The sequence below is a fragment of the Hyunsoonleella rubra genome (assembly GCF_042684665.1).
Classification (GTDB): Bacteria; Bacteroidota; Bacteroidia; order Flavobacteriales; family Flavobacteriaceae; genus Jejuia; species Jejuia rubra.
This window is the reverse complement of sequence record NZ_JBHULY010000005.1, coordinates 403,994-428,777: the sequence shown is the minus strand read 5'-3', so window position 1 is coordinate 428,777 and position 24,784 is coordinate 403,994. Positions and strand designations below refer to the sequence as shown.

The following is a 24,784-nucleotide window of genomic DNA, read 5'->3' as shown; positions in this document are numbered from 1 at the left end:
ATGAAATACCTCATCTTCATATTATTCCTCGCATGCTTCGGATTGATTATTGGTGGTTTTATCATGGAAACTGAAAACTCCCAAAAACTAATTGGGTCAGGCGTAGCAGTATTATTCCTATTGGTTTTTCCACTATTTTCATATTACCGATGGAAGGACAAAAATTTAAAGGATTATATGCTCACCAAAGAGAATATGGACAAAATGCGCGAGAACCAAAAGAGGAATAGGCTTTAACAGGATGAGACCCTGAAACGATCCCGATAGCTATCGGGACAGGGTGACAGGCTGTTGTGGGTGTGTCATGCCCTCCCTATTTGTGTCGGGGTTGTTTTCAACTGCTTTGGGGTCTTTGTTCCATAAATTCTGATATTCCGAAACAAGACTTCGACTGCGCTCAGTCTGACAGTTGGGAATGACAATTGGGGCCTGATGTCATGTCGAACGCAGTGAGACATCTCATTATAATATGCGCTATCACAATTGAATAATGTGATTTCTCCTTCCAGTCGAAATGACCCAAAAAATTCTCAATTCAAATTTCGCCTCGTAATGAAAAAACGCTTCAACAAACTGCCTGCTTCTTCAGCTAAAACCCCTCCTTCCATTTTGGTTTTTGGATGCAGTTTTGTTTTCAGGTTAATGCAACCCCGTTCCAAATCCCTTGCACCGTAAACAATACGAGAAATCTGGCTCCAATACAATGCTCCTGCGCACATTTGGCAGGGTTCCAACGTCACATAAAGGGTGCAGTCTTTGAGATACTTCCCCCCTAAAAAATTGGCTCCAGCAGTTATGGCCTGCATTTCAGCATGAGCCGTAACGTCGTTAAGTGTTTCAGTTAAATTATGGCCTCGGGCTATAATTTTATTGTCAACTACAATTACTGCACCCACGGGAACTTCTCCTTTTTCATAGGCTAGTTCAGCCTCCTGGAGGGCCTTTTTCATAAAATAGGTATCGTCAAAAGGTTCAATCATAAACGTAAAAATACAAATTCATTCTTGTACTTTTGTTTCGTGCAAAATAATCTGCTTGGTCATATTAACACCCCAAAAGAATTACGTCTTTTAAACCAAAAAGACCTACCCCAACTTGCGCAGGAATTACGAGAATTCATCATCAATATTGTTGCCACAAAAGAAGGGCATTTGGGGGCTAGTTTAGGTGTGGTGGAGCTGACCATTGCCATACATTATGTATTTGACACCCCAACTGATTTGTTAATTTGGGACGTAGGACATCAAGCTTATGGGCATAAAATTTTAACTGGCAGAAAGGATGTTTTTCACACTAATCGACAATTGGGTGGCATTAGCGGTTTTCCTAAACGGGGTGAAAGTGAATTTGATGCCTTTGGCACGGGGCATTCCTCCACTTCCATTTCGGCCACATTAGGCATGGCGATTGCCTCAAAATTGAAGGGCGAGGACAAACAGCATATTGCCGTCATCGGGGATGCTTCCATAGCCAGCGGGATGTCCTTCGAAGGGCTTAACCACGCCGGGGTGACCGATGCTAATCTTTTGGTTATTCTTAATGATAATGCTATTGGAATAGACCCAAGTGTAGGTGCTTTAAAGCAGTATTTAACCAATGTAAAAAAGGGTACGCAAAGGCGAAACAACATAATAAAAGCCCTAAACTTTGACTATTCGGGGCCGATTGATGGACACGATTTAGATAAAATCATTTCGGAATTGGAACGCCTGAAAACCGTGAAAGGACCTAAGTTGTTGCACATAATTACGACTAAAGGCAAAGGCCTAAAGCAAGCTGAAAAAGACCAGGTAAAGTATCACGCTCCGGGAAAATTCGATTCGGTCACTGGTGAACTTATTGCTAAATCTACTTTAGAATTGCCTCCAAAATATCAGGATGTTTTTGGGCATACAATAGTAGAATTGGCCAAACAAAATGAAAAAATTGTTGGTATTACCCCGGCAATGCCAACAGGAAGTTCTCTGAAATTTATGATGGACGAACTCCCCGAACGCGCCTTTGATGTGGGGATTGCCGAACAGCATGCCGTTACTCTTGCCGCAGGTATGGCGTCCCAAGGTTTAATTCCATTTTGCAATATTTACTCCACGTTTTTACAGCGGGCTTATGATCAAATTATCCACGATGTGGCCCTCCAAAACCTGCCTGTTGTATTTTGTTTGGACCGCGCTGGTTTGGTGGGTCAGGATGGCGCTACGCACCATGGCGTGTTTGATTTAAGTTATTTAAGATGTATTCCCAACCTTATCATTTTTGCACCGCGAAACGAATTGGAGTTGCGCAACATAATGTACACCGCTCAATTGGGGTTAAAGCACCCCATTGCCATTCGGTATCCTCGTGGCAGAGGCGTTACTTTGGATTGGAGACAACCTTATTCTAAGATTGAAATTGGAAAAGGTATTCAGCTTAAAGAAGGGGAACGACTCGCTATTTTGAGTATTGGTACCATCGCCAAAAACGTAAGCGAGGCTATTGAAGGTTTACCGGTATCGCATTATGATATCCGTTTTGCAAAACCGCTAGACGAAGCTCTACTACACAGTATTTTTAAAACGCACGAAACTATTGTAACTGTGGAAGATAATGTTGTTGCAGGTGGATTTGGTTCTGCTATTTTGGAATTTGTCGGCATTCATAATTACAAAAACACTATTAAAACTTTAGGAGTTCCTGATAGTTTTGTGGAGCATGGGAGTGCTGAAGAATTGCAGGCTTTGGTTGGACTGGATGTTGAGGGATTAAATCAAACTTTTAGTGATTTAATTAAGTAAAACTTAGCATCAATTCGTTACATATCTATCCCAAAATTTGGCATGTGTATCAGCTAAATCGCCAATATTAAAAATCCACCAATTTTCCACACAGTCTGAATAGTCTACACCGTCATAACGAATGTATGACCATTCATGAGGAAATTTATTTGGGAATTTCTCGGTGATAATCTTATCAGCTTCAATCCAAAGCTTTCTTGCTTTATGGTTTGATGATGCTTTGGCTATAGCTATCCAATTGCTATCTTTAGCTCTGTATTCTGGTGTTAAGTGTGGCCCACGATTTCCTTTTTCTGCACCATAGGCCTTATTGCCGTCGTCAATTGCAAAATAAGATGTTTTTTGTTTTACAAAGTCCAAATCTGATGCCGCGGCATGGTCTTCGTTCCATTTACTATGTTGTACAACAATAACATTAGATTTAACAAGAGACTCGGGCATTTCTTTTACCACTTCTGCAATCCAATCTGCAGTAATATTGGATTGTCCTGCTTCTTGCACCCATACTTTTCCGCCTTTTTTTAATGTACGTACTACTTTTTTTGTGATACTGGCAACAGCTCCATTCCAATCTTCATGAGCATTGGCCCACTTATTACCAAATGCAAGTTTTAGTAATTTACTTGAGTCTATAAATGCACCACCTTGAATACCTACAGCACCAGCTACCACATAATAATCTACACCCTTTAAATCCTGGTGCAATAACATTGATCCTAAAGCAGCTTGTGCGTGTATGTCATCAGGGTCTGGTTTACTATCAAATTGAGCAATTAAAAGATCTTTCTTTTTATTGAAATTTGGACGCTCTGAAGCGAAAGCTAAATTAAAAACAATAAGAAGAATGATGAGCGATTGTATTTTCATGAGGTGATTTTAAATAGCTTTAGTTCAATTAATCTTTTTAACTAAATTATAAAAAGATTATTAGATGGCTCGAAGTAACATACAGCTTAAAACGTCACCCCTTCAATCTTTTTAAAGTTTCGGATGGCTTTACTATCACTGAGTAGCGCCACATAATGACATACGGCCAAAAGCCTTTCGTATAAACTTGTGGCTCCAAAATTGATAGTTTCTGGTAAACGTTTAAGAATAAGTTTATCATAATTTGATGCCGCACCGTTAAAACTATTATTTACGGCACTGGTATATACACTGAGTAATTTATTAATGATTTGATATCCGGCAATTTCTTTGTCGACTACCTCTTCGGACATGTAGATATTTTCAATGCTAATTTTGATAACATCCTTGATTTGCGCTTCAAATTTACTCTTATCCAATAAGGCGCAATCGAAGGTACCGTTCAAAATAGCCTCTTCATTTCTCATAAAAATATCCACCGCATCGTTGATAAGGGCATTGATGGCTAAGGCACGCAGGTAGCTTATACGATCTTCCTTGGTAGCTAGGGCATAGTAATTCTCCGGTTTGATATTTTCACGAATTAATTTTGAAAGGTATTCCAGAGCAAATTCCTCTTGAATCAGTCCTAAATTGATGCCATCCTCAAAATCGATAATGGTATAACAGATATCGTCAGCTGCTTCCACCAAATATGCGAGCGGGTGACGCGAGTAACTCAAATGCTCGTTGCTTCGCTTGATGAGTCCCAATTCATTGGCCACATCTTGAAACGCTTCTTTTTCTGACTGAAAAAAACCATATTTTTTATCGGCTATATGCTTGGTTGGCTTCTTCGGCAGTGATTCCTTTGGGTATTTTGTGAAGGCCCCAAGGGTTGCGTAGCTTAAGCGCAGTCCGCCCTCTCGCCCTGCCCTGCTTTGGGTCAATATTTTAAAGCCGTTGGCATTGCCTTCAAAGTCGCAAAGGTCTTGATACTCCTCATCGGTTAATTGATCTTTATACTGCTGTCCTGCTCCAGTTTTAAAAAATTCGCCGATAGATTTTTCACCTGAATGCCCAAATGGCGGGTTGCCAATATCGTGCGCCAAAGCGGCCGTGGCCACAATAGCACCAAAATCGTTAGCTTGGTAGCCATGGACATTTTGCAAATGCGGATGTTTTTCTAACACCTTCTGCCCCACTTTTCGGCCTAGGGAACGTCCCACAACACTAACCTCCAAACTATGGGTTAATCTAGTATGGACAAAATCGGTTTCCGACAGGGGAATCACCTGTGTTTTATCCTGAAGGCTTCTAAACTCTTGTGAAAAAATAATACGGTCGTAGTCCACTTCAAAGCCTAAGCGTGTTTCATCTTGTTCTTTTCGTAGTCTTTTATTGGTATCGCCAAAGCGTTTTAAGGAGAGGAGTTGTTCCCAGTTCATCGTTTTCATTTAAAGCAGGGGCAAGATACTAAAGAATTTGCTTTAAAACTCCCATAACCTGTCGAAGTATTCATTAGGATTGTCATAAAAAATACAACTTATCATCGATGAAATACTTAATAAATGGGATTGCAATTAAAATATAATTTCTCTTAACATTAGGGTAACATTTTAATCACTGTTGTTTAATCTTTCGGTAACATTTCAGTTACACATAAATATTTTCTTTGTAATGTAAAATTAAGGTGAGAGCCATATGAAATACACAATAGTTATATTAGCATTTTTAATCTCAGCATTGTCCTTTGGACAAAGTGGTGCGATTAAAGGCAACCTATCTGATTTAGAATCAAATAACGAGCCATTGATGTTTGCAAAGGTTTCTATTAAAGAAAATGGTGTAGAAACCATGACGGATGAAAATGGTGCTTTTAAATTTGAAAATTTAAAGGACGGTACTTATACACTTGTGTACAGTTTTGTAGGATACGAAACTGTAGAAAAACAGATAAACGTACTTTCAGGTAATACCATCGCTACAAAGGCTACCTTAAAAGCTAGCTCAATATCATTGGATGAGCTCATGCTTACTTTAGCAAGTAATGATGAAGACGCAACAACAGTCGCTTCGGATAAATAAAACATACATATAAAATTAAAAAAGGCAGTTTATACAAATCATGTATAAACTGCCTTTTTTTATTGGTAACATCCTCAAAACTTCAATGTTAATTTAATGTAACCAATCGGTTTTTTTGGGGCTAATTTCATAACAATAGCCTAACACTTTTATTACAGTTCTTTAATCGTCAGATAACACAATAATTAAAAAACGTTGGTTTCTTTGCAGCAAGAAATTTTAAAAAAATAATGAGACGATTTATACTGTTTTTACTACTATTTGTAACTGTATTGACATACGCGCAAACAGGATCAGTAACAGGGAAACTTACGGATAAAGAATATAACAATGAGCCTTTGGCCTTTGCTAACGTTTTAATAAAAGGGACTACAAAAGGTACTACTTCGGACTTTGATGGTCTATATGAAATAGCCAATTTAGATGCTGGCACATACACACTAGTTTTTAGTTTCGTAGGCTACGAAACTCAAGAAATTCCAGTAACTATTGCTGCTGGAGAAACGGCAACACTTAATGTAGAAATGGCCGCTAGTGCTGCTTCTTTAGATGAAGTCATTATCCAGGCCGAAACTAAGCGTGAAAGCGAAACTGCTTTATTATTGGAACAAAAAAACGCAGTTGTTCAGAAACAAAGTATAGGCGCACAGGAACTTTCTCGAAAAGGCGTCAGTGATGCTGCCGGTGCAGTGACCAAAATCTCTGGTATCTCAAAACAAGAAGGCGGCGGTAATGTTTACGTTCGTGGTCTTGGAGACAGATACTTAAACACAACTTACAACGGTCTTACGCTTCCTGCTAATGATATCGAAAAGAAGAATATGGATCTTAACCTCTTTTCTTCAGATGTTATACAAAATGTCGGGGTAAGCAAAACCTACGCTGCTAATTTTTATGGCGATTTTGCAGCTGGAAATGTAGATATCGTTTCTAAAGAGCATACTGGGAATTTTTTCATAGACGCTAGCTTAGGGTCAAATTTTAACTCTAATGCTGTAGGCAAGAGTTTTATAAAAAGTGAAGGTACGGGGTATTTTGGTTTTTACAACAGATACCGCAATAATCCGTATGCTGTTATTCTTTCTCATGGTGTAGACCCGCAAAATATAGATGGAAACACTGGTGTTGAAGGTAGTATTTCTGGTGGAAATTCTTGGGAAATTGGAGAGGAATCTCGCTTAAGTGTTTTCGCTACAGCGTCTTTTGGTAGTAATTTTGAATACAGAAGAGGACAATTTGCAAATGTTACTGCTGCTGCGAACCAAATTTTTCAAGATTCGGAAGAATTTGAGTTTTCTAGAAATACAACAGCAATGGCGAATATTGTGTATCGTATTAATAGCGAGCACAAAATAAAATTCAACTCCTTATTTATTAACGACGCTACTGATGAAGTAGGACGTTTTGGTATTGATGGACGCGGTTATAACCGTAACACCATTGCCGATAATGATGATTTTGGGTTCTTTACTCAGAATGTTCAATTTGAGCAGGATATGATTTTTGTAAATCAAATTCTAGGTAATAGTACTTTGAACGACAAATTAAAACTAGATTATGGCCTAGGTTATAACAACGTGTTAGCACGTCAACCAGACCGTAAACGTATCGCTTTAGAACGTTTTGAAAACTCGTTAGATAACGACCCAAACACAAATGCTATTTTCTTTAGAAATGTGGAGTTTGATAACCAGCGTTATTTCCAAAATATTGAAGACAGCGAATTTAATGCCCGTGTTAATTTAAGCTACGAACAATCTGAAAACTTAAAACTTAACTTTGGTTACAATGGACGTATTAAAGAGCGCACTTTCGACAACCAGCGTTATGGATATGACATCATTAACCCGTTTACCGAAATTGAGGACGTTAATAATTTTGATGCATTCTTCTCTTTAGAAAACCAAGGCGTTTTATACAATACTAGCGTATTCCGTCCTTTAGATCCAGCAAATGGTTTAGGAAAAGAAAACTTACCGGGTAGATTAGAAAATGCTTATGCCGGTAATTTAGGCGTCCATGCAATATATGCTGATGCTGTATATAAAGCAGGTGAAAAGTGGACCTTTGTTCCCGGATTGCGCGTTGAGCGGTTTAACCAAGAAATTAGTTATGATGTAATTAACTTATCTTTTAATAATCCTGGAGGTAATGCCGCCAGCGAAACCTTTTTCCTGCCTAGTTTAAATGTAAAATATGCCTTAAATGATGATCAAAATTTACGTTTTTCAGCTAGTAGAACGGTATCCAACCCAGAGTTTAAAGAGGTTGCTCCGTTTGTTTATGAAAACGTAACAGACCGTATTGGTGGTAACCCAGATCTATTGAACGACCCTGCATTTTCAACTATTATAAACCTAGACATAAAGTACGAGTGGTTTATAAATAAAGGTGAAATATTATCCATTGGTGTTTTTAATAAAACGATTAACGATCCTGTAAACCTTGTTTCAGCGAATGACGCCACTGGTACGCAACGATTCTTTAGAACTGGAGATCGTGCAGATGTTTTTGGTATTGAGCTTGAGGCAAGAAAAGGACTTATTAAAAATGAAGATGAGGAAAGTATTCTATCTGCAGGGATGAACATTACTTATACCTCAACAACACAGGATTTAAAGACCGTTTCTGGAACGTTCAATACAAACTTTAATAGAGATTCAGACGAACTACAAGGTGCATCACCGTTTCTTATAAATGCTGATGTAAGCTATAGCCCAACATTTGGCGAGTATAAGCCAGTTGCAAATCTTGTATTTTCTTATTTCTCAGACCGTATAGATGCTTTGGGGTCTGGTCAATTAGGAAACATCATTGAAAAAGGTGTACCTACTTTAGACTTCGTATGGAAAAATACAATTAACAAGAACTTTGAGATTAATGCAAGTGTAAAAAACTTACTGAACCCTACCATAGAGCGCGTTCGTGAGAATGTGTCTTTCGACCCAATATTAGCAAACGACTTGGGTGTAAATGCAAACCTTTTAGAGTTTGCACTATCAAGCTATAAAAGAGGTGTAAACGCTAGTCTTCAAATTAAATACAAATTTTAAATACAATCTAAAAAACGAACTTTAAATCAATTCAAAAAAATGAAAGCAAACAAATTTATTTTAGGATTATTAACAGTAGTAGCACTAACCATTATTGGTTGCGCCGCAGATGACACTGCTGACGTGATTATTAACCAAGGAGTTTCTGGAGGATCAGATCCATCTGGTACCGTAATAGGCGGAACATTAACTGAAGACCTTACACTTACTACAGGAACAGAATACAGTTTAACAAGTGCTTTAATTGTCCCTGAAAATATTACATTAACTATTGAACCTGGAGTAGTTGTTAAAGCCACTACTGGATCAGACGTATATGTCGCTGTACAACAAGGTGGTGTTATTATGGCGGAAGGTACATCTTCTAACCCTATTGTATTTACATCAAATTCTGCAACACCTAACCCTGGAGATTGGGGAGGTCTAATTGTATTGGGTCGTGCACCAATAAATTCGGTAGTTGGAGGTGATGCTACTTCTACATCAGAAATAGGTGGTTTACCTTATGGCGGAAGTGCAGCTGATGACAATTCTGGAATTATAAGATACGTACGTATTGAGTATTCTGGTGGTGCCGCAGATGCTGCATCAGAAAATAACGGATTCTCATTTTATGCTGTAGGTAGCGGCACCATTATTGATTTTATACAGGCCTTTGAAGGGGCCGATGATGGTGTAGAATTCTTTGGAGGAACAGTGAATGCCTCTCATATATCAGTAATTGGAGCTCAAGATGATTCTGTAGACTGGACAGAAGGATATACTGGCACACTTACAGATGTGTATATAGAACACAGACAATCTCATGATAAAGGTATTGAAGGCGATGGATTTAACACAGATATAGGAAACAACTCAAACCCTGTGTTTTGGAGTGCTCCTACTGTAACTAATTTAACCATTAATGGAGTAGGCTCAAGTAATGGTAATGAGGCTATTCGCTTAAGAGCGGGTACCAGAGCAATGTTCAACAACGTATTGATTGAAGGTTTTGAAGAAGCCTACGATTTGGATGACGAGGAAACGGGAACAGGAGTTTTAGCTAACGAAACCGGTGTAAGCAATATCACTTTTGATGACGTGACACTTACTTTAAAGAATGATACAAATGGTGCTTTTGATGCAAACTCATTCTTTACAGGTATAGGAAACGGAACTGGGGCTGATTACAACTCTTGGAACTCTGGTTGGACAAGAAATTAAACTGAAGAAATCCTTTAAATAAAAAAGCATTCCACAATAGCGGAATGCTTTTTTTGTACTCAGTATTCCCTAAACTACAGGGACGCTACATTATTTTCATAATTGACTTCTTTTTTAACTCCGTCAATCCAATAAATCCATTTGCCGACTTTTTTTCCATTATCATAATTTGCAGAAACCGTTTTTTTGCCTTCTTCATCAAATCTCAACCAAGCTCCGTGTAGTTTACCATCTGCTGTGTAAGACCCCGTTTGGCTTACAACACCATTGTCATGATAATAAACAACATCAATTAAATTTGTGTCTTTATTAAGTTTTAATTCTCTCTTTTGTTCTTGAGCAAAAGATACCGCAGTAATTAAAAAGGCAAAAATGAATAATAACTTCTTCATAATTATGGGGATTTTAACATTATACAACAAAGTTAAATAATACCTAACATTTACGCAACTTTTACGTAACATTAAATTAACATTAAACTGTTATTATGTTCAAATACAGTGTATTATGTTTTTATATTTATCATTGAAATATTAATAATTACTTAATATAGAGATGACGTTAAGGTTACCTGTATCACCTATTTTTGTTATGTCTTGAGACAAACAAATTAGTATTTCATATAACTATTAGTTTTTGTCGACTACATTATCATGATTTCTAATGAGACTGCTTTTGGCCAAAGCAGTCTTTTTTTTGTTAAATAATTTAACAATTAGGAAACATTAGGTTCATATAATATTAGGTTATTTGTAGCCGACAAAAACTAATACAAACTAATGAAATTAAAAATTTTCTTAGTGCTATGTCTTAGCACTATTTACTCTATTACCTCTCAAGAAATAAGTGATACATCATTCGGCAAAGGTCTTATCAATTTTACTGCAAAAGACAGCTCATTTAGTATAAAATTTGCACCTCGATTTCAAATGCGCTACATATCCTCATGGGATCATGATGGTGAACAATATGGCAGTCCAGAGCACAATTTTCTTATTCGTAGAGCGCGTTTAAAATTTGATGGATTTGCTTATAGTCCAAAATTAAGGTATAAGATAGAATTAGGACTTTCTAACAGAGATTTATCTGGTGGCAATCAATTCAATCGCAATACCCCCCGTTATATTCTTGATGCTGTATTAATGTGGCATTTTGCTAAAAACTGGGAACTTTGGGCAGGACAAACCAAGTTACCAGGTAACGTAGAGCGAGTAGTGTCTTCAGGTGACCTTCAATTGGTTGATCGTTCCTTACTGAACAGCCGTTTTACACTAGACCGTGATATTGGTCTTCAATTGCGCCATAAGTTTTATTTGGGCAAGAATTTTTTAATACGTGAAAAAGTTGCGCTTTCTCAAGGTGAAGGAAGAAATGTTACTGAAGGCAACGAAGGTGGATTGCAATATACAGGACGTTTAGAACTATTACCCTTTGGAGCTTTTAAATCCAAAGGTGATTACAAGGGCTCTGACCTAAAAAGAGAAGAAAAGCCCAAATTATCGCTAACATTTACCTATAATTTTAATGAAGATGCCGTTAGGGAAAGAGGTTTTGCTGGTGATTATATGTTTACAACTGATGATGAGTCTAAGGATGGACCTTTACACGAAACAGATCAAACTACAATTTTTGTCGATGCTATGTTTAAATATAATGGGTTTTCATTTATGGGGGAATATGCTAAACGTACTGCAGATGCTCCCGTCGCTCTTGAAGAAGATGGTGTTACACCAACTGGTGATGTAGTTTTAACAGGTAACGCACTAAATCTACAAGCTGGATATTTATTCAAAAGTAATTTTGAAGTTGCTGGAAGGTACACAACTATAGATTATGAAGCAATTACTAATGCGCTTCCTGTAAAACAGTATACCTTAGGCTTAAATAAGTTTGTGCACGGGCATAAATTGAAAGTACAAAGTGATATCAGCTACACCTCTGTTGATGGGAACGACGATAATATCAGGTTTAGGTTAGGGTTTGATTTCCATTTTTAAAATATAACATTCACATAACATATTAATCAAGAATTGTCATGATATTTGCGAACATTTTACAATCAAATCCTATGGATAATATTTACTTGTACATGATTATAGCCCTTGCCATTTTAGCTATTGCTGATTTGGTTGTAGGTGTTAGTAACGACGCAGTAAACTTTTTAAATTCTGCTATTGGCTCCAAAGCCATTTCGTTTAGAACTATTATGATTGTTGCCAGTTTAGGTGTAGCAGTTGGCGCTGTATTTTCTAGTGGTATGATGGAAGTAGCCAGAAAAGGCATTTTCAATCCTGGTGAATTTATGTTCAGTGAAATCATGATTATTTTCATGGCCGTAATGATTACGGATATACTTTTGCTGGACTTTTTCAATTCAGTAGGTATGCCAACATCAACTACTGTTTCTATTGTTTTTGAATTACTTGGTGCAGCCGTAGCCATGGCATTGATTAAAATTGGACATGATGGAGGGGATTTCTCTGATGTTATAAATTACATTAATACGTCTAAAGCTTCACAGATTATTTTTGGGATTCTGCTTTCTGTCGTCGTCGCTTTTTCGATAGGAGCGATTGTGCAGTGGTTTTCCAGACTCTTGTTATCATATAATTTCGAGAAAAAGGGAGCTTGGGTTGGTGCTATTTTTGGAGGTGTTGCACTTACCGCCATCACATACTTTATATTTATGAAAGGGCTGAAGGGTACGTCTTATGCCAAGGAGTCCTTTGAAATATTAGGTGGAGGCACTATGAAGGACTTTTTAGAAGCACAAGTACTACCTATTGTATTAGTTAGTTCTGTATTTTGGTCTATCCTTTCTTATGTGTTGATTGCTTTTGCTAAAACAAACATCTATAAACTCATTATTATAGTAGGTACTTTTGCACTTGCCTTAGCTTTTGCTGGAAACGATTTGGTAAACTTTATTGGTGTTCCTGTTGCTGCTTATAACGCATTTCTGGAGTGGACTGCTTCAGGTACTGCTGCAGCTGCTTTTCCTATGGATGTTTTAGCCTCAAAAGTTCCAACCAATAACTGGTTGCTGTTTGGTGCTGGTATGGTAATGGTTTTAACCCTATGGTTTTCTACTAAAGCGAAAGGTGTAGTAAAAACATCTTTAGATTTATCTAGCCAAGGTGAAACCAAGGAACGCTTTCAACCTAACGCATTATCTAGAGGATTTGTGAGATTTGCTATGTTGATGTCCCAAATGACTGAATATATACTTCCCGAGTCATGGCAGGCTAAAATTGATAAACAATTTGAAACCCCAGTTATTACTGTTTCTAAAAGCAAAAGACTAGAATTACCTGCATTTGATTTAGTAAGGGCTGCAGTAAATTTAATGGTTGCTGCTGTTTTAATTTCGATTGCTACCTCTTATAAATTACCGCTTTCCACCACCTATGTAACGTTTATGGTTGCTATGGGTACATCCTTGGCAGACAGAGCATGGGGAGCAGAAAGTGCTGTGTACAGAGTCGCAGGCGTTATAAACGTTATTGGCGGATGGTTTTTTACAGCCCTTAGCGCATTTTCCGCAGCTGCTTTAGTAGCCTATTTATTAAGCTTGAACTTAACGGTAATGTTTCCTATTTTATTAGTAGTGGCTTTCGCTTTACTTATAAGAAGCACTATTGTTCACAATAAAAAATCGAAAGAGGTTAGAGCTGAGGATAGCTTAATAAAAGCTGAAAGCAGTTCTGTACAAGGGGTTATCCACGAAAGTGCGGGTAACATAGCAAATGTTGTAAAACGTGGAAACAAAATTTACACCAATGCTATCGTTGGTCTTGCAAAACAAGACTTATCATCGCTTAAGAAGAATCAAAAGCAAGTTGATAAATTGTCTTTAGAAGTGGATGAGCTTCGTAACAATATTTTTTACTTTATTAAAAATCTGGATGAGTCAAGTATTGGAGCTAGTAGTTTTTATATAAATATCCTTGGTTATTTACAGGATATGGCTCAATCTTTAGAATATATTTCTAAGGTTAGCTACAAGCACATTAATAACAATCATAAAAAACTCAAATTCAATCAAATTAAAGAGTTAAAAGAAGTTGATGACTGTTTAGAAACATTATTTGCAGATATTCGAGAAGCCTTTGTGTCTAGAGATTTTGATGCCATAGGAAATATATTGCATAGAAAAGAAACAGTATCAAACCTCTTATCTGAAAAAATTCAAAAACAGGTAGAACGCACACGAAGTGAGGAATCTAGCCCAAAAAATACCACGCTGTATTTTGGGGTGCTTCTTGAAACCAAAGATTTATTGACTGCTACCATGAATCTTATGGAAGAGTACGATAACGCACATGATAGTTCAGTAGAACCTGCAACAGTTCCAGAAACACCAGCTCCAAACCTTGGTGAATTGGAATAAACAAAATTAAAAATGGGCTAGTTTAAATTAAACTAGCCCATTTTTTTTGAAATAACGGTATCTTCTAAAACTCCTTCTTACCAAATTCACTATCAATAAATTTCGATTTGTTTTTTCCTTGTTTGAAGGTATAAGAGAGATTTAAAATAATCATATCCACTTCATAAATATAATTGGTGGTGGTAAAAAATTCATTTTCCCGCCAAGTAGTGATTCGTTGTTCGTTGGTATCCAACATGCCCAAATCCATATTCTGCCATTGTAATGTTGCCGTTAACCGATTATCCATAAACGATTTTTGAAACGTGAGATTTGGTGAATAAAACCTTGAATCCTCACCCTGTGCGGTATTTCTATCCGAAAGATAATTGAATGTGAACTGCAACGAAGCATTCTCCCAAAACCGCCAGGTGGAGTTTAAATTAACGGAATAGATAGTCGCATCAGTATCTACCGGTCTATTATCAAAACTGCCGTCAATTGAATAACTATAAATATTAGCACCAATAAAATTACTCCAGTTTTTGGTAGGTTTTAACTCTGCACCAACCTCCAAACCGATAGATTTGGCATTACCCACATTGGAATATATTCTGTTTAAAATCGTGTCGTTATAAATCGTATTCACGCGGTTCACCACATTATCAACGTGCCTAAAATATCCCGTGGCAAAAATGGAATTACCACCTTTCAATTTTTTGGTGACGCCAACCTCAACCAAATCAATAAACTCTGGCCTTAGGTTTTTATCACCTTGCTCCAAAGTCTCAGAATGCTCACGTTCTGCAAATGGATTCATTTTAAAGGTAGAATTCCGCTCCACACGCCTGCTGTAGGCCACTTTCATTTTTGTTTTCTCATTGATTTCATATTGGAACGATGCCGAAGGATACAATTTCACAAAATCGTAAAACAATGTTTCATCGACTGTATTGGTTTTATCCTTCAGCCTGAATTCCCTGTCCATCACCTCTAAACGTGCCCCAGCAGCATACTCCAATTTGCCGCTTTTTCCGGAAAGTTGAGCGTATCCCGAGTGAATCGTTCTTTCCAAATCCACTTCACTTGAAAACTCAGGCACCAATTGAAAATCATCATTAAAATCTGTGCGCCTTTCGTATATAAAATCCCCGGTATGGGATAGGTTTCTGTATTGATATCCCGTTTCTAAAGTTCCAAAATCAAAAGGTTTAAATTTATAATCTAGCTGAAAACGGACACCGTTCAAGGGGTTATCGTTAGTATTGAATTCGTCCTGAAATAAAATAGATCGGTCCGGTTCACCTAAATTTTGGTTTACCGTTGGGCCACCTAAAAGCGTGTATTCATAAAGAAATGATGCCGACAGTTCTGAAGTATTATTGAAGCTATGTGTCCAATCCAAACTTCCCAGCACAAAATCTCCTTTCCGTTCCCTTAAATTGTGATTGAAATATTGGAATGTATAGTCCCTGTTATTACTATCGGCAGGGGTTACCGAATGGTTGTCGAAATATACAATATCTGCTAAACGTGCCTTACTGCGCTTTCCTGCAAAAAACCCAAGCGAATAGGCATCAGACTCGCTTGGTGTAAAATCTACCGTAAAGCGCCCACTATAGTTTTCCTCATCAAAACTACGTTCTCCGGTAGATGGAAATTGCGTTTTGGTGTCGTTGATGATAGTAAACACATCTCCTTCCCGTCTTCCTCCTAAATCATTTCTCTGGTAATTTGCACCTAATGAGATATTCCATTTCTCGGTTCTAACATTATACGTGGCGTCAATACCATGACGTTTGTGCGATACATTGTTGCCGTAAGTTTCAATGGAAGGCAATCCTCCTTTTATATTGATTTGACCAAAAGCACCATCCGTAGCCCCTTTTTTCGTCAAAATATTAATAATACCGGCTTTTCCTTCAGGATCATATTTAGCTGACGGGGCGGTAATCAATTCAACATTTTCAATAGCATTGGCAGGCAATTGCGCTATTAGATTACTGGCATTACCTTGAATAGGTTTACCATTCAAAAGCACGATAAAACCTGTACTTCCCCGTACACTGATTTCACCTTGACTATCAAGACTTACTGAAGGCAGATTTCGAATCACATCAATTCCGGAACCACCTTGGGCACTTTTAAATTTTGAAGCTTCAAATACCTGACGGTCAATTTTATTCACCACCGTATTTCGCTCTGCATTAACCACTACTTCATTTAGGTCGGACCCAAGCGACAATTGGATAACGCCCAAATCAATGTTCTCACCATTTCGGTTTACCGAAATATTTTCAATTCTTTTGATTTCGTAACCCAAAAAGGATGCTTCAACATAATATGTCCCCTTTTTGACACCTTCAATTTGAAACAACCCATTAATATCCGATACCACACCTGTTATCAAAGTTTTATCATCTTGCGCAAACAATGCCACGGTGGCGTACTCCAAAGGCGCTTCTTGTTCATCTACAATTTTACCCATTATTTGAGCTTGAACCTGATTGACATTAATTAAATACAACAGTGCAAATAAGGAAAGGATCGTTCGTAACATAAACGCTTTTTTGATAGAGTTCTTTTATCGGTGCAAAACTAAACAATCAAACCGTCATTATTCCTTTAAATGTACAAAATATGAGGGGATATGATTTTATTTTGATAAAGTAATTCACTTTGAACTTTCCTTTGGATAAATCGTAAAATATGATAAAATAATTTTAAGTCGAAACATCTAAATCTTAATCCATTACGTAAATAATACAAACCTAAAGTTATTAATTATGAAGAAAATTTCTATGTTGCTACTTGTAGCAATCGTCACCTTTTCATGTGTTTCAAAAAAGAAATACGTAGCACTTCAGCAGGAAAACGGTGAAATCAAAAGCGAATTACAAAAAACAAAAGTTGCAAAAGAGGATTTAGAGGCAAAATTTGCTAAAATCGAGGCAAGAGTGGATGCTTACAATTCTAAAATTGCAACGCTTAAACAAGAAAACGACACTAAATTAGATGTTGTTGGCAATGTTGCAGTAATTTCTAAGGCCACAAAGGCAAAAATGCAGGAAACACTTAAAAATGTTGACCCGGCTAAATTGGCTGAAGCTAAAACTCTTAAGGATTCCATGAACCTTGCTGTGGCATACAACTTGGAAAAAACAATCAGCGAAAGCAACATGAACGAAGATGAGGATTTTGCCGTAAACATCAACGAAACTGTAGTGATGATCTCTATTGCAGACGATATGTTGTTCAACACGGGTAGCTACAGATTGAGCTCCAAAGCTGATACAGTTTTAAAGAAATTAGCTGACGTAATCAATTCCGAGCCAAGCCTTGACGTTATGGTAGAAGGTCATACTGATTCAAGAACAATTAGCACTGAGTTTTTGGCTGATAACTGGGATTTGAGCGTTATGAGAGCAACATCTGTGGTGCGTAAACTTCAAGAGAAATACAACGTTGCCCCAGAGAAATTGATTGCTTCTGGAAGAAGTAGTTACCAGCCTATTGCTGTAAACGACTCCAGAGAAAACAGAGCCAAAAACAGACGCACAAGAATTATCATTCTTCCAAACATTGATAAATTCTTTGCTTTGATGGCAGATAGCGATAATACTGTTGCTGAAAATACTATTTTAGATTAAGCTTTAAGAAGCAACTTAATAAAACTTCAAAAGCATCACGCTTTGCGTGATGCTTTTTTTATGCTTAGTCGATATCCTGTGGTACCCCTATTTGATCCAATTCATTTTGAGATTCTTTTTTAGCCTTAAATTTCTCTATATCCACAACATAAGTATTAGACATGGAATCGTGCCAGCCTCTACCTTCAGAGCCTAAAAAAGAAAAGGCTTCAAAAGGAATAAATCTACATAGGCTTCGAATTAAAATATCTTGAAAAGTTGGTTTAGTCCCATCTTCCATTACCACCATGGTTTTGGTTATAAACTTCCCCAAAGTTCGTTGTGTAGGTACCTCGAACCCGCAAAAATAGATGGTAACCACAACCACACCAAAAACTAGTGATCCTAAAACTCCCATATTTGCGATAAAATCCAATGCTCCAGACAACCCAATAAGCTCTAAAACCCCCAAAAACAACCCTACAATAAACGAGAATATATAATACCCGATTGTATCTACTATGAGGTTTATAAACCTTTTTTCTTTGCCTGCATATAAATCAGGGGTGACTAAAAAATTATCTTCTTGCATATTGTAATTTTGAAATCTAAAAATAGTACTTTTTTTACATAAAAAAGCATCACGCCAAGGAGTGATGCTTTCCGTTTAAATTTGGGGTTCCCCCTTTCGAGGGAACCTTTTTTTATATTTCTAGCCTTCGCAACTAGCACATTCCTTTTTCTGTTTGAATTTTTGAGCCGCATTCATGCTGTGCTGGTAGTACAATGACTTTAGCCCTAATTTCCAAGCCGTAACATATATTTTATTAATATCTTTTACTGGCATATCAGGATGTACAATGATATTTACAGACTGTCCCTGATCTATATGGTTTTGCCTATTCGCCGCCTGATATACGATTGTTAACTGATCAATTTCAGAATAGGTTTTAAAGACATCACGCTCTTCTTCTGTCAAAAATTCTAAATGCTGAACAGAACCATCATGGTCCCGAATACTTCGCCATACCTCAGCAGTGTTCATGCCTTTTTCTTCAAGAAGATTTAACAAGTAAGGATTCTTAATCGTAGTCTTGATTTTTGCAATATCTTTCACGTAAATGTTAGACCAAATTGGCTCAATACCTTGTGACACCTGACCTAAAATAAACGCTGAGGATGTTGTTGGGGCAATCGCATTTAATGTAGCATTACGTCTGCCATAACCTTTTAACACTTCGGGTTCTCCAAATAATTTGGCCAATTCTTCAGATGCCTTATAAGACTTCTCTTCAATAGTTTTAAATATTTCACTATTCAAATTAAAGGCTTCCTGACTATCAAAAGCCAACATTTTAGATTGCAATAAAGAGTGCCATCCTAACGCTCCTAAACCTAAAGCTCTATTGGATTTTGCAAAATTGTAAGCACGCTCCATGAACATAAATGTCTGTCTATCATCCAAATCGTCAGAATCTCTATACTCTTCTAATTTTTGCGTGAATTCAGTGATGACGGCATCCAAAAAGTACACCATAGTTTCAACGGCATCCGTATCCTTCCACTTGTCATAGTGCAATAGGTTTATTGAAGACAATACGCATACAAAAGACCATTCTTCATTTGATGGCAACATAATTTCTGTACACAAATTACTCGCTACGATTTTATGCTTTTTGTCCTTGTAAACATCTGCTGCCCCGTTATTGGCCTTGTCCTTAAAGAAAATATAGGGGTATCCTATTTCTCCCCTGCGTTGAATTACCTTAGCCCAAATAGCACGTTTTTCAACATCACCTTCAATCATTTCTTCCATCCACTTATCGGTAACAGATACACCATGAGTTAACTCTTGGATAGAATTTCCTTCTGTTCCTATTTCTAGGAACTCATTAATATCAGGGTGTTCCACAGGCAAATACGGTGAAAAACGACCTCTTCTTACAGAACCTTGGCTTACAACATCTACCATTTTTTCAAACAATTGCATGATGTGCACCGCTCCTGAAGACTCTCCGTTATTTTTTACAGGAGCACCTCGATGTCTTAAATTCCCAAAATATCCTGACGTTCCGCCACCTAATTTAGACATCATCCCTACTTCGGACTGAGTGTATAAAATATTGCCCATATCGTCCGCAATATTGGATCCGAAACAACTTATCGGTAAGCCCCTCTTTTTTCCAAAATTGGACCATACCGGTGAAGCCAAAGAGAAAAACCCTTCGCCCATATACTTATAAAACTTATCTGCAAACCCGTCAATTTTAAGAATCTGTTCCGCCCTATCTGCGATTTCGCGAATACGTTCCTCAGGGGTTGCGTCTTCCGTTAAATAGCCTGAGGCCAAAAATTTACGGCTGTTTTCGGTCAGCCATTCAAATTTTGGTTCAGCTTCAGTTACTGATTGACTTGCATTCTTTATCTGCGCCTTCCTCGCATTAAGTAATTGGTCGTAGTTTGATTGTTGCTCTGTTTTGGTCTCTTGTAGGTGGTCTTTGATTTTCATAGTTTAAAAAAGGTCGTCACTGGTTATACTTTTGGTTCTTTTGCTATAGTTAATGGATCGTTTTACAAAGAAATCGCCGTGCTTGGTGCCGATTATTTCATCATCAAACCATTCGGTTTGCGTTAACAAGTCTTCATTAATTTCAAATACCTTTTCTATGCCAATGCTTTCCAATGAGTTATTGAATCGTTTTTTGATAAATTCATTAACCACATCTTTAGGTAAGAAATCTAATTCGCCTGCTTCAAAAATCCAATCTACAATGTCGCTTTCCGCTTTGTAAGCATCTTTGCATAAAGATTGAATTTGTGTGTTATAATCGTCTCCAAACCAACTTGGATTTTCTTTCTTTATAATTTTAATCACATCAATGCCAAAATCCCCATGTATTTGCTCTTCCTTAGATGTTGCCTCAACCACATTGGATATACCTTTAAGCATATTTTTGTGCTTGTTGAAAGCCATTATGATTAAAAACTGTGAAAACAGAGAGACATGTTCTATAAACAACGAGAACAATAAAATAGACTCTGCATATTCCTGTATATTTTCGCTTTTTGAATTTTTAAGTGCGGTTTCCAAATAATGTACCCGGCGCATAATTACCGGCTTCTTCTTAAGTGCTTTAAACTCAGCATTCAATCCCAATATTTCCAATAAGTGAGAGTACGCATCGTGATGGCGTACTTCACTTTCAGCAAAAGTGGCACCTACCGACCCTATTTCTGGTTTTGGCATTTTTTGATAAATGTCTCCCCAAAATGTCTTTACCGCTACTTCAATTTGAGAAATGGCCAACATTGTATTTTTAATAGCTGATTTCTCTACATCATTAAGCCGTGCTTTAAAATCTTGAATATCACTAGTGAAGTTGAATTCAGTATGAATCCAATACGAATGTCTAATCGCGCTTACGTATTCATACAAATCTGGATACTCGTATGGCTTCAGGTTAACACGCTTTTCAAAAATATTGGTCTGCCGCTTCCTTGCCTGTTCGTCCCTATATAGAATGTAGGCCTTTGCTGCATCATGAAACGCACTGTCCATCAATTTATCTTCTACAATATCCTGTACCTGCTCCACATTAGGCACATACCTTGCATCAAGTGCCTTTCTAGCAAGCAGGGACTCAAAAACCCGGCTAGAAATATCCTGGGCATCTTGTCTTGTACCATGATTAACTGAAAGCATGGCCTTCTCTACGGCGTTTGTAATTTTGTCTAGTACGAAAGGCGTCGTTTCGTAATCCCGTTTAATGATATGAGTTATTTCCATCTGTAGTATAGTGGTTAAATTTTGACATACAATATCCTGCAGAGACCAGCCCTGTTTTTTTTAAATTGTTGTTGAATCCATTTTTTAAATGCCTTCAACGCGTATTACGGATTGCTAAATAAATTTTCGGTTAATCTCTAAAACCTTTTAACAAATCCATTAACAAACTAAAAAATTTGTGTGTTTTGCCTAGAAATTAGCGAAACAAAGATTGCAAAATGATTAATAGGTTTTTAAGCACGAGCAAAAACCTTTTCAACAAGTTTTTAACAAACAATTAATCCCTTAAAAATCAATAAGTTTACAGAAAAAAATATTTATATCGCTGATTTTCAAGGATTTAATATAAATTGAAATCATAAAAGTTTACAGAAAAAAATAATGTCGAAAACAGCTGGAACCCTTATTTTTTCGGTACTTTAATAAGGTTTTTTTGTTGTTTTTTAAGACTGTTGAAAACTCTCGGCAACTTTCTCAAGCTCACTGTACCAATCCTCCCCAAATTTCCTTATTAAAGCTTCTTTTACGAATTTATAGATGGGTACTTGCAGTTCTTTTCCAAGTGTACAGGCATCGTCGCAAATTTGCCATTTATGGTAATTTACTGCTGAAAATTCGGAGTAATCTTTTACCCGAACGGGATACAAATGACAGGAAATTGGTTTTTTCCAGGAGATCTGACCTTGGTTATAGGCTTCCTCAATGGCACAAAGCGCAACTCCGTTTTCATCAAAAAACACATAGGCGCAATCGGCTCCATCAATCAATGGGGTTTCCAATTCCCCGTCTTCGGTCTCAATATGTGTCCCCTGCTTTTCGATGGCTTCAACACCGGACTTTCTTAAAAAAGGTTTTACTTTAGGATAAATGGCTTTCAGAATCTCGATTTCGTCCTTATCCAATGGTGCCCCGGCATCACCGTCAACACAACACGCCCCTTTGCAGGCACTCAAATTGCACACAAAGTCTTTTTTAATAATGTCTTCCGAAACAATGGTTTTCCCGAGTTGAAACATAAAATTTGTAAACTAATGCGCAAAAATAACTAAACTTTAAATTCTTTTGATGTTGCTGTTTCGTTATAAATACAGACATTTGCAAAAATTTACTGTTTAAGGTTATGCAATTGAATTTCAAGGAAATATTTACCGCTTTTATGGTGCTGTTTGCCGTTATTGATATTGTGGGCAACATTCCGATTGTGATTGATTTAAGGAAAAAAGTGGGTCACATTCAAAGTGGCAAGGCTTCCATTATTGCAGGGTGTATCATGATTTTATTCCTCTTTTTGGGAAAAAGCATTTTAAATCTTATCGGTATCGATGTCAATTCTTTTGCGGTTGCTGGTGCTTTTATCCTGTTCTTTATTGCCTTGGAAATGATTCTGGGCATTACACTTTACAAACAAGAAGAAAGCAACCCTATGACGGCGTCCATCTTCCCCTTAGCATTCCCTTTAATGGCCGGCCCGGGAAGTTTGACCACGTTGCTATCCTTACGGGCGGAGTTTCGGGTAGAAAATATTATTGTAGCTATCGTACTCAACGTTATTTTTATCTTTATTGTCTTAAAAACTTCGTCAAAAATCGAGCGTTTCTTGGGCGCAAACGGTATCAATATAGTCCGTAAAGTTTTTGGCGTTATTTTATTGGCCATTGCTGTGAAACTATTTACCCAAAATATTAAAGCTTTATTTATTTAAGTATGAAGTATGTTGCTTATATCATCATAGTTTTAGCATTAGGCTTAGGCATTTTTAATGCGACCAAACTTGATTTCGATGCTCTTTTAGAAGGGGAAAGTATGGTTGGTGTTATTACCATAATCTGTTCCCTTTGCGCCATTATGCTGATGCTTATTTTACTGATATCCAAAAAGATTGAAGAAAAATCAAAAGGTCGCAGCTAATGGATTATGATGTGTTTATTATTGGAGGTGGCGCCGCAGGCATGTCTTGCGCTCTTGTTTTGGGCTCTGCTAAAAATAAAGTCTTCGCGAAGGACAAACATATCGGGATCGTAACGCATCAAAAGGCATCCCATTTACAGACCGCCCTTTTTAATAATGTCTTGGGATTACCCCCTGGCACAACAGGGGCTTCTATTTTGGAAGGTGGCAAAGCCCAACTTTCCAGTTTGTACCCGCATGTGGATCAAATTGAAAAAGAAAAAGTCATATCGATTGCAAAGGCCGACGGATTTTTTGAAATCAAGACCAATAGGAATAGTTACACGTCAAAAATAGTAGTCGTGGCTGTGGGCTATACCAACTTAATGCGCATTAAAGGTTTAGAACAATATGTGGAGCCCCACCCAAGGGACAATATCGAGAAGGAACGTATTTGGTTAAAGAACACCGACCATTTAATTGAAGACAACCTTTATGTGGCTGGCACTCTAGCAGGTTGGCGCAGTCAGTTTTCCATTGCCTCCGGAAGTGGTGCGCATGTGGCCACGGATATTTTAACACTTTGGAATGGCGGGAAGCATACTAAGGTGCATGATAAAATAGATTCTTAGACTTAAAAAATTGAGTCGTAATAAAACTGATTGTTGAGATAAGAGGGCAATGCATATAAATATCTAATTTCTTGACCAAGCACATGGCTCGCATTCCTTTATAGAATCTCCTAAATTAGATTTACCACATTTCTACTAGGATAAGCCATTTTCCTCTTTCATTTTCATAAAAAACCTCATTTGAATTATTATCAGTGATAAAGCTCAAATAAGAATCAGGTAGAGAACTTGACATAACCCAATTTGGTAAAGCGACATAATCTGCGCCATTATGATTCAATATTATTTTTTCAATTTTGGCCCCATCAAAGATTTTTTCTTGTACTCCAATATCTCCAATTAAGAAATAAAGATACATTTTGTCATTACAAATTGAAAAATTATCCGTTCCAAAAGAAGTATCCTCTGTTTGAAAGTTAAGCACAACTGCACTTCCGTCTCTGCTTTTTTTACAGGATTCACTTAAAAGAATCAAAATCAATAAAAAATATAGAAATCTGAACCTCATCAACC

General features: G+C 37.2%; 21 protein-coding genes. 11 read left to right on the top strand and 10 right to left on the bottom strand.

What is annotated here, in order from left to right:
- A complete protein-coding gene (locus ACFSR8_RS02775) occupies positions 1-237 on the top strand; it encodes a hypothetical protein (RefSeq protein ID WP_380288797.1) in 237 nt (78 codons plus the stop codon).
- Between the two features lie 293 nt (positions 238-530).
- On the opposite strand, the gene ACFSR8_RS02770 is transcribed toward ACFSR8_RS02775, so the two are convergent.
- Positions 531-980 carry a nucleoside deaminase gene (locus ACFSR8_RS02770; protein ID WP_380288795.1) on the bottom strand — a complete coding sequence of 150 codons (450 nt, stop codon included), beginning with the start codon at positions 978-980 and terminating at the stop codon, positions 531-533.
- A 39-nt stretch (positions 981-1,019) separates the two neighbouring features.
- Between ACFSR8_RS02770 and dxs the strand changes: the two genes are divergently transcribed.
- The gene (dxs, locus tag ACFSR8_RS02765; protein ID WP_380288793.1) at positions 1,020-2,777 is read left to right on the top strand and encodes a 1-deoxy-D-xylulose-5-phosphate synthase; all 1,758 of its coding nucleotides are present in this window, start codon (positions 1,020-1,022) and stop codon (positions 2,775-2,777) included.
- A gap of 9 nt (positions 2,778-2,786) precedes the next feature.
- Here the strand turns inward: dxs and ACFSR8_RS02760 are convergent, their stop codons facing one another.
- Both ACFSR8_RS02760 and ACFSR8_RS02755 read right to left on the bottom strand, forming a co-directional pair.
- Entirely contained in the window at positions 2,787-3,644 is an 858-nt protein-coding gene (locus ACFSR8_RS02760; protein ID WP_380288791.1) for a hypothetical protein, read from the bottom strand.
- Positions 3,645-3,730: 86 nt separating this feature from the next.
- Entirely contained in the window at positions 3,731-5,071 is a 1,341-nt protein-coding gene (locus ACFSR8_RS02755) for a deoxyguanosinetriphosphate triphosphohydrolase (protein WP_380288789.1), read from the bottom strand.
- A gap of 256 nt (positions 5,072-5,327) precedes the next feature.
- Between ACFSR8_RS02755 and ACFSR8_RS02750 the strand changes: the two genes are divergently transcribed.
- The 3 genes from ACFSR8_RS02750 (at position 5,328) to ACFSR8_RS02740 (ending at position 9,967) form a co-directional block, all read left to right on the top strand.
- A complete protein-coding gene (locus ACFSR8_RS02750; protein WP_380288787.1) occupies positions 5,328-5,711 on the top strand; it encodes a carboxypeptidase-like regulatory domain-containing protein in 384 nt (127 codons plus the stop codon).
- Between the two features lie 230 nt (positions 5,712-5,941).
- Entirely contained in the window at positions 5,942-8,764 is a 2,823-nt protein-coding gene (locus ACFSR8_RS02745) for a TonB-dependent receptor (protein WP_380288785.1), read from the top strand.
- A gap of 39 nt (positions 8,765-8,803) precedes the next feature.
- Positions 8,804-9,967: a multidrug transporter gene (locus tag ACFSR8_RS02740; protein ID WP_380288783.1), complete on the top strand. Its 1,164-nt coding sequence runs from the start codon at positions 8,804-8,806 to the stop codon at positions 9,965-9,967.
- Positions 9,968-10,041: 74 nt separating this feature from the next.
- Here ACFSR8_RS02740 and ACFSR8_RS02735 read toward each other — a convergent pair whose 3' ends face one another.
- On the bottom strand, positions 10,042-10,359 hold the full coding sequence (locus ACFSR8_RS02735) for a toxin-antitoxin system YwqK family antitoxin (protein WP_380288781.1): 318 nt from the start codon (positions 10,357-10,359) through the stop codon (positions 10,042-10,044).
- A gap of 387 nt (positions 10,360-10,746) precedes the next feature.
- Here ACFSR8_RS02735 and ACFSR8_RS02730 point away from each other — a divergent pair, with 387 nt between their 5' ends.
- Positions 10,747-11,964, top strand: coding sequence for a porin (locus ACFSR8_RS02730; protein ID WP_380288779.1), 1,218 nt, complete (start codon positions 10,747-10,749; stop codon positions 11,962-11,964).
- A 71-nt stretch (positions 11,965-12,035) separates the two neighbouring features.
- The gene (locus ACFSR8_RS02725; protein WP_380289379.1) at positions 12,036-14,357 is read left to right on the top strand and encodes an inorganic phosphate transporter; all 2,322 of its coding nucleotides are present in this window, start codon (positions 12,036-12,038) and stop codon (positions 14,355-14,357) included.
- 64 nt (positions 14,358-14,421) lie between these two features.
- Here the strand turns inward: ACFSR8_RS02725 and ACFSR8_RS02720 are convergent, their stop codons facing one another.
- A complete protein-coding gene (locus tag ACFSR8_RS02720) occupies positions 14,422-16,896 on the bottom strand; it encodes a TonB-dependent receptor domain-containing protein (RefSeq protein WP_380288777.1) in 2,475 nt (824 codons plus the stop codon).
- 226 nt (positions 16,897-17,122) lie between these two features.
- Here ACFSR8_RS02720 and ACFSR8_RS02715 point away from each other — a divergent pair, with 226 nt between their 5' ends.
- On the top strand, positions 17,123-17,986 hold the full coding sequence (locus ACFSR8_RS02715; RefSeq protein ID WP_380288775.1) for an OmpA/MotB family protein: 864 nt from the start codon (positions 17,123-17,125) through the stop codon (positions 17,984-17,986).
- Positions 17,987-18,050: 64 nt separating this feature from the next.
- Here the strand turns inward: ACFSR8_RS02715 and ACFSR8_RS02710 are convergent, their stop codons facing one another.
- The 4 genes from ACFSR8_RS02710 to ACFSR8_RS02695 form a co-directional block, all read right to left on the bottom strand.
- The gene (locus ACFSR8_RS02710; RefSeq protein ID WP_380288773.1) at positions 18,051-18,557 is read right to left on the bottom strand and encodes an RDD family protein; all 507 of its coding nucleotides are present in this window, start codon (positions 18,555-18,557) and stop codon (positions 18,051-18,053) included.
- 120 nt (positions 18,558-18,677) lie between these two features.
- Positions 18,678-20,474: a ribonucleoside-diphosphate reductase subunit alpha gene (locus ACFSR8_RS02705; RefSeq protein WP_380288771.1), complete on the bottom strand. Its 1,797-nt coding sequence runs from the start codon at positions 20,472-20,474 to the stop codon at positions 18,678-18,680.
- Positions 20,475-20,477: 3 nt separating this feature from the next.
- Positions 20,478-21,752, bottom strand: coding sequence for a ribonucleotide-diphosphate reductase subunit beta (locus tag ACFSR8_RS02700; protein WP_380288769.1), 1,275 nt, complete (start codon positions 21,750-21,752; stop codon positions 20,478-20,480).
- A 443-nt stretch (positions 21,753-22,195) separates the two neighbouring features.
- Positions 22,196-22,768 carry a DUF3109 family protein gene (locus ACFSR8_RS02695; RefSeq protein ID WP_380288767.1) on the bottom strand — a complete coding sequence of 191 codons (573 nt, stop codon included), beginning with the start codon at positions 22,766-22,768 and terminating at the stop codon, positions 22,196-22,198.
- A 104-nt stretch (positions 22,769-22,872) separates the two neighbouring features.
- Here ACFSR8_RS02695 and ACFSR8_RS02690 point away from each other — a divergent pair, with 104 nt between their 5' ends.
- From ACFSR8_RS02690 to ACFSR8_RS02680, 3 genes are read left to right on the top strand one after another with little or no spacing between them, the layout of a single operon-like run.
- Positions 22,873-23,454 (top strand): MarC family protein, encoded by a 582-nt coding sequence (locus ACFSR8_RS02690; protein WP_380288765.1) that lies wholly within the window; start codon positions 22,873-22,875, stop codon positions 23,452-23,454.
- A 2-nt stretch (positions 23,455-23,456) separates the two neighbouring features.
- A complete protein-coding gene (locus ACFSR8_RS02685; protein ID WP_380288763.1) occupies positions 23,457-23,660 on the top strand; it encodes a hypothetical protein in 204 nt (67 codons plus the stop codon).
- Positions 23,660-24,271, top strand: coding sequence for an FAD-dependent oxidoreductase (locus ACFSR8_RS02680; protein ID WP_380288761.1), 612 nt, complete (start codon positions 23,660-23,662; stop codon positions 24,269-24,271). The genes ACFSR8_RS02685 and ACFSR8_RS02680 overlap by 1 nt, the downstream gene beginning before the upstream one ends.
- Positions 24,272-24,392: 121 nt before the next feature.
- Here the strand turns inward: ACFSR8_RS02680 and ACFSR8_RS02675 are convergent, their stop codons facing one another.
- Positions 24,393-24,746: a hypothetical protein gene (locus ACFSR8_RS02675; protein WP_380288759.1), complete on the bottom strand. Its 354-nt coding sequence runs from the start codon at positions 24,744-24,746 to the stop codon at positions 24,393-24,395.
- Between the last annotated feature and the right edge of the window lie 38 nt (positions 24,747-24,784).

Coding starts and splice junctions, on each gene's coding strand:
- ACFSR8_RS02775 (WP_380288797.1), top strand. CDS start 1: ATGAAATACCTCATCTTCATATTATTCCTCGCATGCTTCGGATTGATT.
- ACFSR8_RS02770 (WP_380288795.1), bottom strand. CDS start 980: ATGATTGAACCTTTTGACGATACCTATTTTATGAAAAAGGCCCTCCAG.
- ACFSR8_RS02760 (WP_380288791.1), bottom strand. CDS start 3,644: ATGAAAATACAATCGCTCATCATTCTTCTTATTGTTTTTAATTTAGCT.
- ACFSR8_RS02755 (WP_380288789.1), bottom strand. CDS start 5,071: ATGAACTGGGAACAACTCCTCTCCTTAAAACGCTTTGGCGATACCAAT.
- ACFSR8_RS02750 (WP_380288787.1), top strand. CDS start 5,328: ATGAAATACACAATAGTTATATTAGCATTTTTAATCTCAGCATTGTCC.
- ACFSR8_RS02745 (WP_380288785.1), top strand. CDS start 5,942: ATGAGACGATTTATACTGTTTTTACTACTATTTGTAACTGTATTGACA.
- ACFSR8_RS02740 (WP_380288783.1), top strand. CDS start 8,804: ATGAAAGCAAACAAATTTATTTTAGGATTATTAACAGTAGTAGCACTA.
- ACFSR8_RS02735 (WP_380288781.1), bottom strand. CDS start 10,359: ATGAAGAAGTTATTATTCATTTTTGCCTTTTTAATTACTGCGGTATCT.
- ACFSR8_RS02730 (WP_380288779.1), top strand. CDS start 10,747: ATGAAATTAAAAATTTTCTTAGTGCTATGTCTTAGCACTATTTACTCT.
- ACFSR8_RS02725 (WP_380289379.1), top strand. CDS start 12,036: ATGGATAATATTTACTTGTACATGATTATAGCCCTTGCCATTTTAGCT.
- ACFSR8_RS02720 (WP_380288777.1), bottom strand. CDS start 16,896: ATGTTACGAACGATCCTTTCCTTATTTGCACTGTTGTATTTAATTAAT.
- ACFSR8_RS02715 (WP_380288775.1), top strand. CDS start 17,123: ATGAAGAAAATTTCTATGTTGCTACTTGTAGCAATCGTCACCTTTTCA.
- ACFSR8_RS02710 (WP_380288773.1), bottom strand. CDS start 18,557: ATGCAAGAAGATAATTTTTTAGTCACCCCTGATTTATATGCAGGCAAA.
- ACFSR8_RS02705 (WP_380288771.1), bottom strand. CDS start 20,474: ATGAAAATCAAAGACCACCTACAAGAGACCAAAACAGAGCAACAATCA.
- ACFSR8_RS02700 (WP_380288769.1), bottom strand. CDS start 21,752: ATGGAAATAACTCATATCATTAAACGGGATTACGAAACGACGCCTTTC.
- ACFSR8_RS02695 (WP_380288767.1), bottom strand. CDS start 22,768: ATGTTTCAACTCGGGAAAACCATTGTTTCGGAAGACATTATTAAAAAA.
- ACFSR8_RS02690 (WP_380288765.1), top strand. CDS start 22,873: ATGCAATTGAATTTCAAGGAAATATTTACCGCTTTTATGGTGCTGTTT.
- ACFSR8_RS02685 (WP_380288763.1), top strand. CDS start 23,457: ATGAAGTATGTTGCTTATATCATCATAGTTTTAGCATTAGGCTTAGGC.
- ACFSR8_RS02680 (WP_380288761.1), top strand. CDS start 23,660: ATGGATTATGATGTGTTTATTATTGGAGGTGGCGCCGCAGGCATGTCT.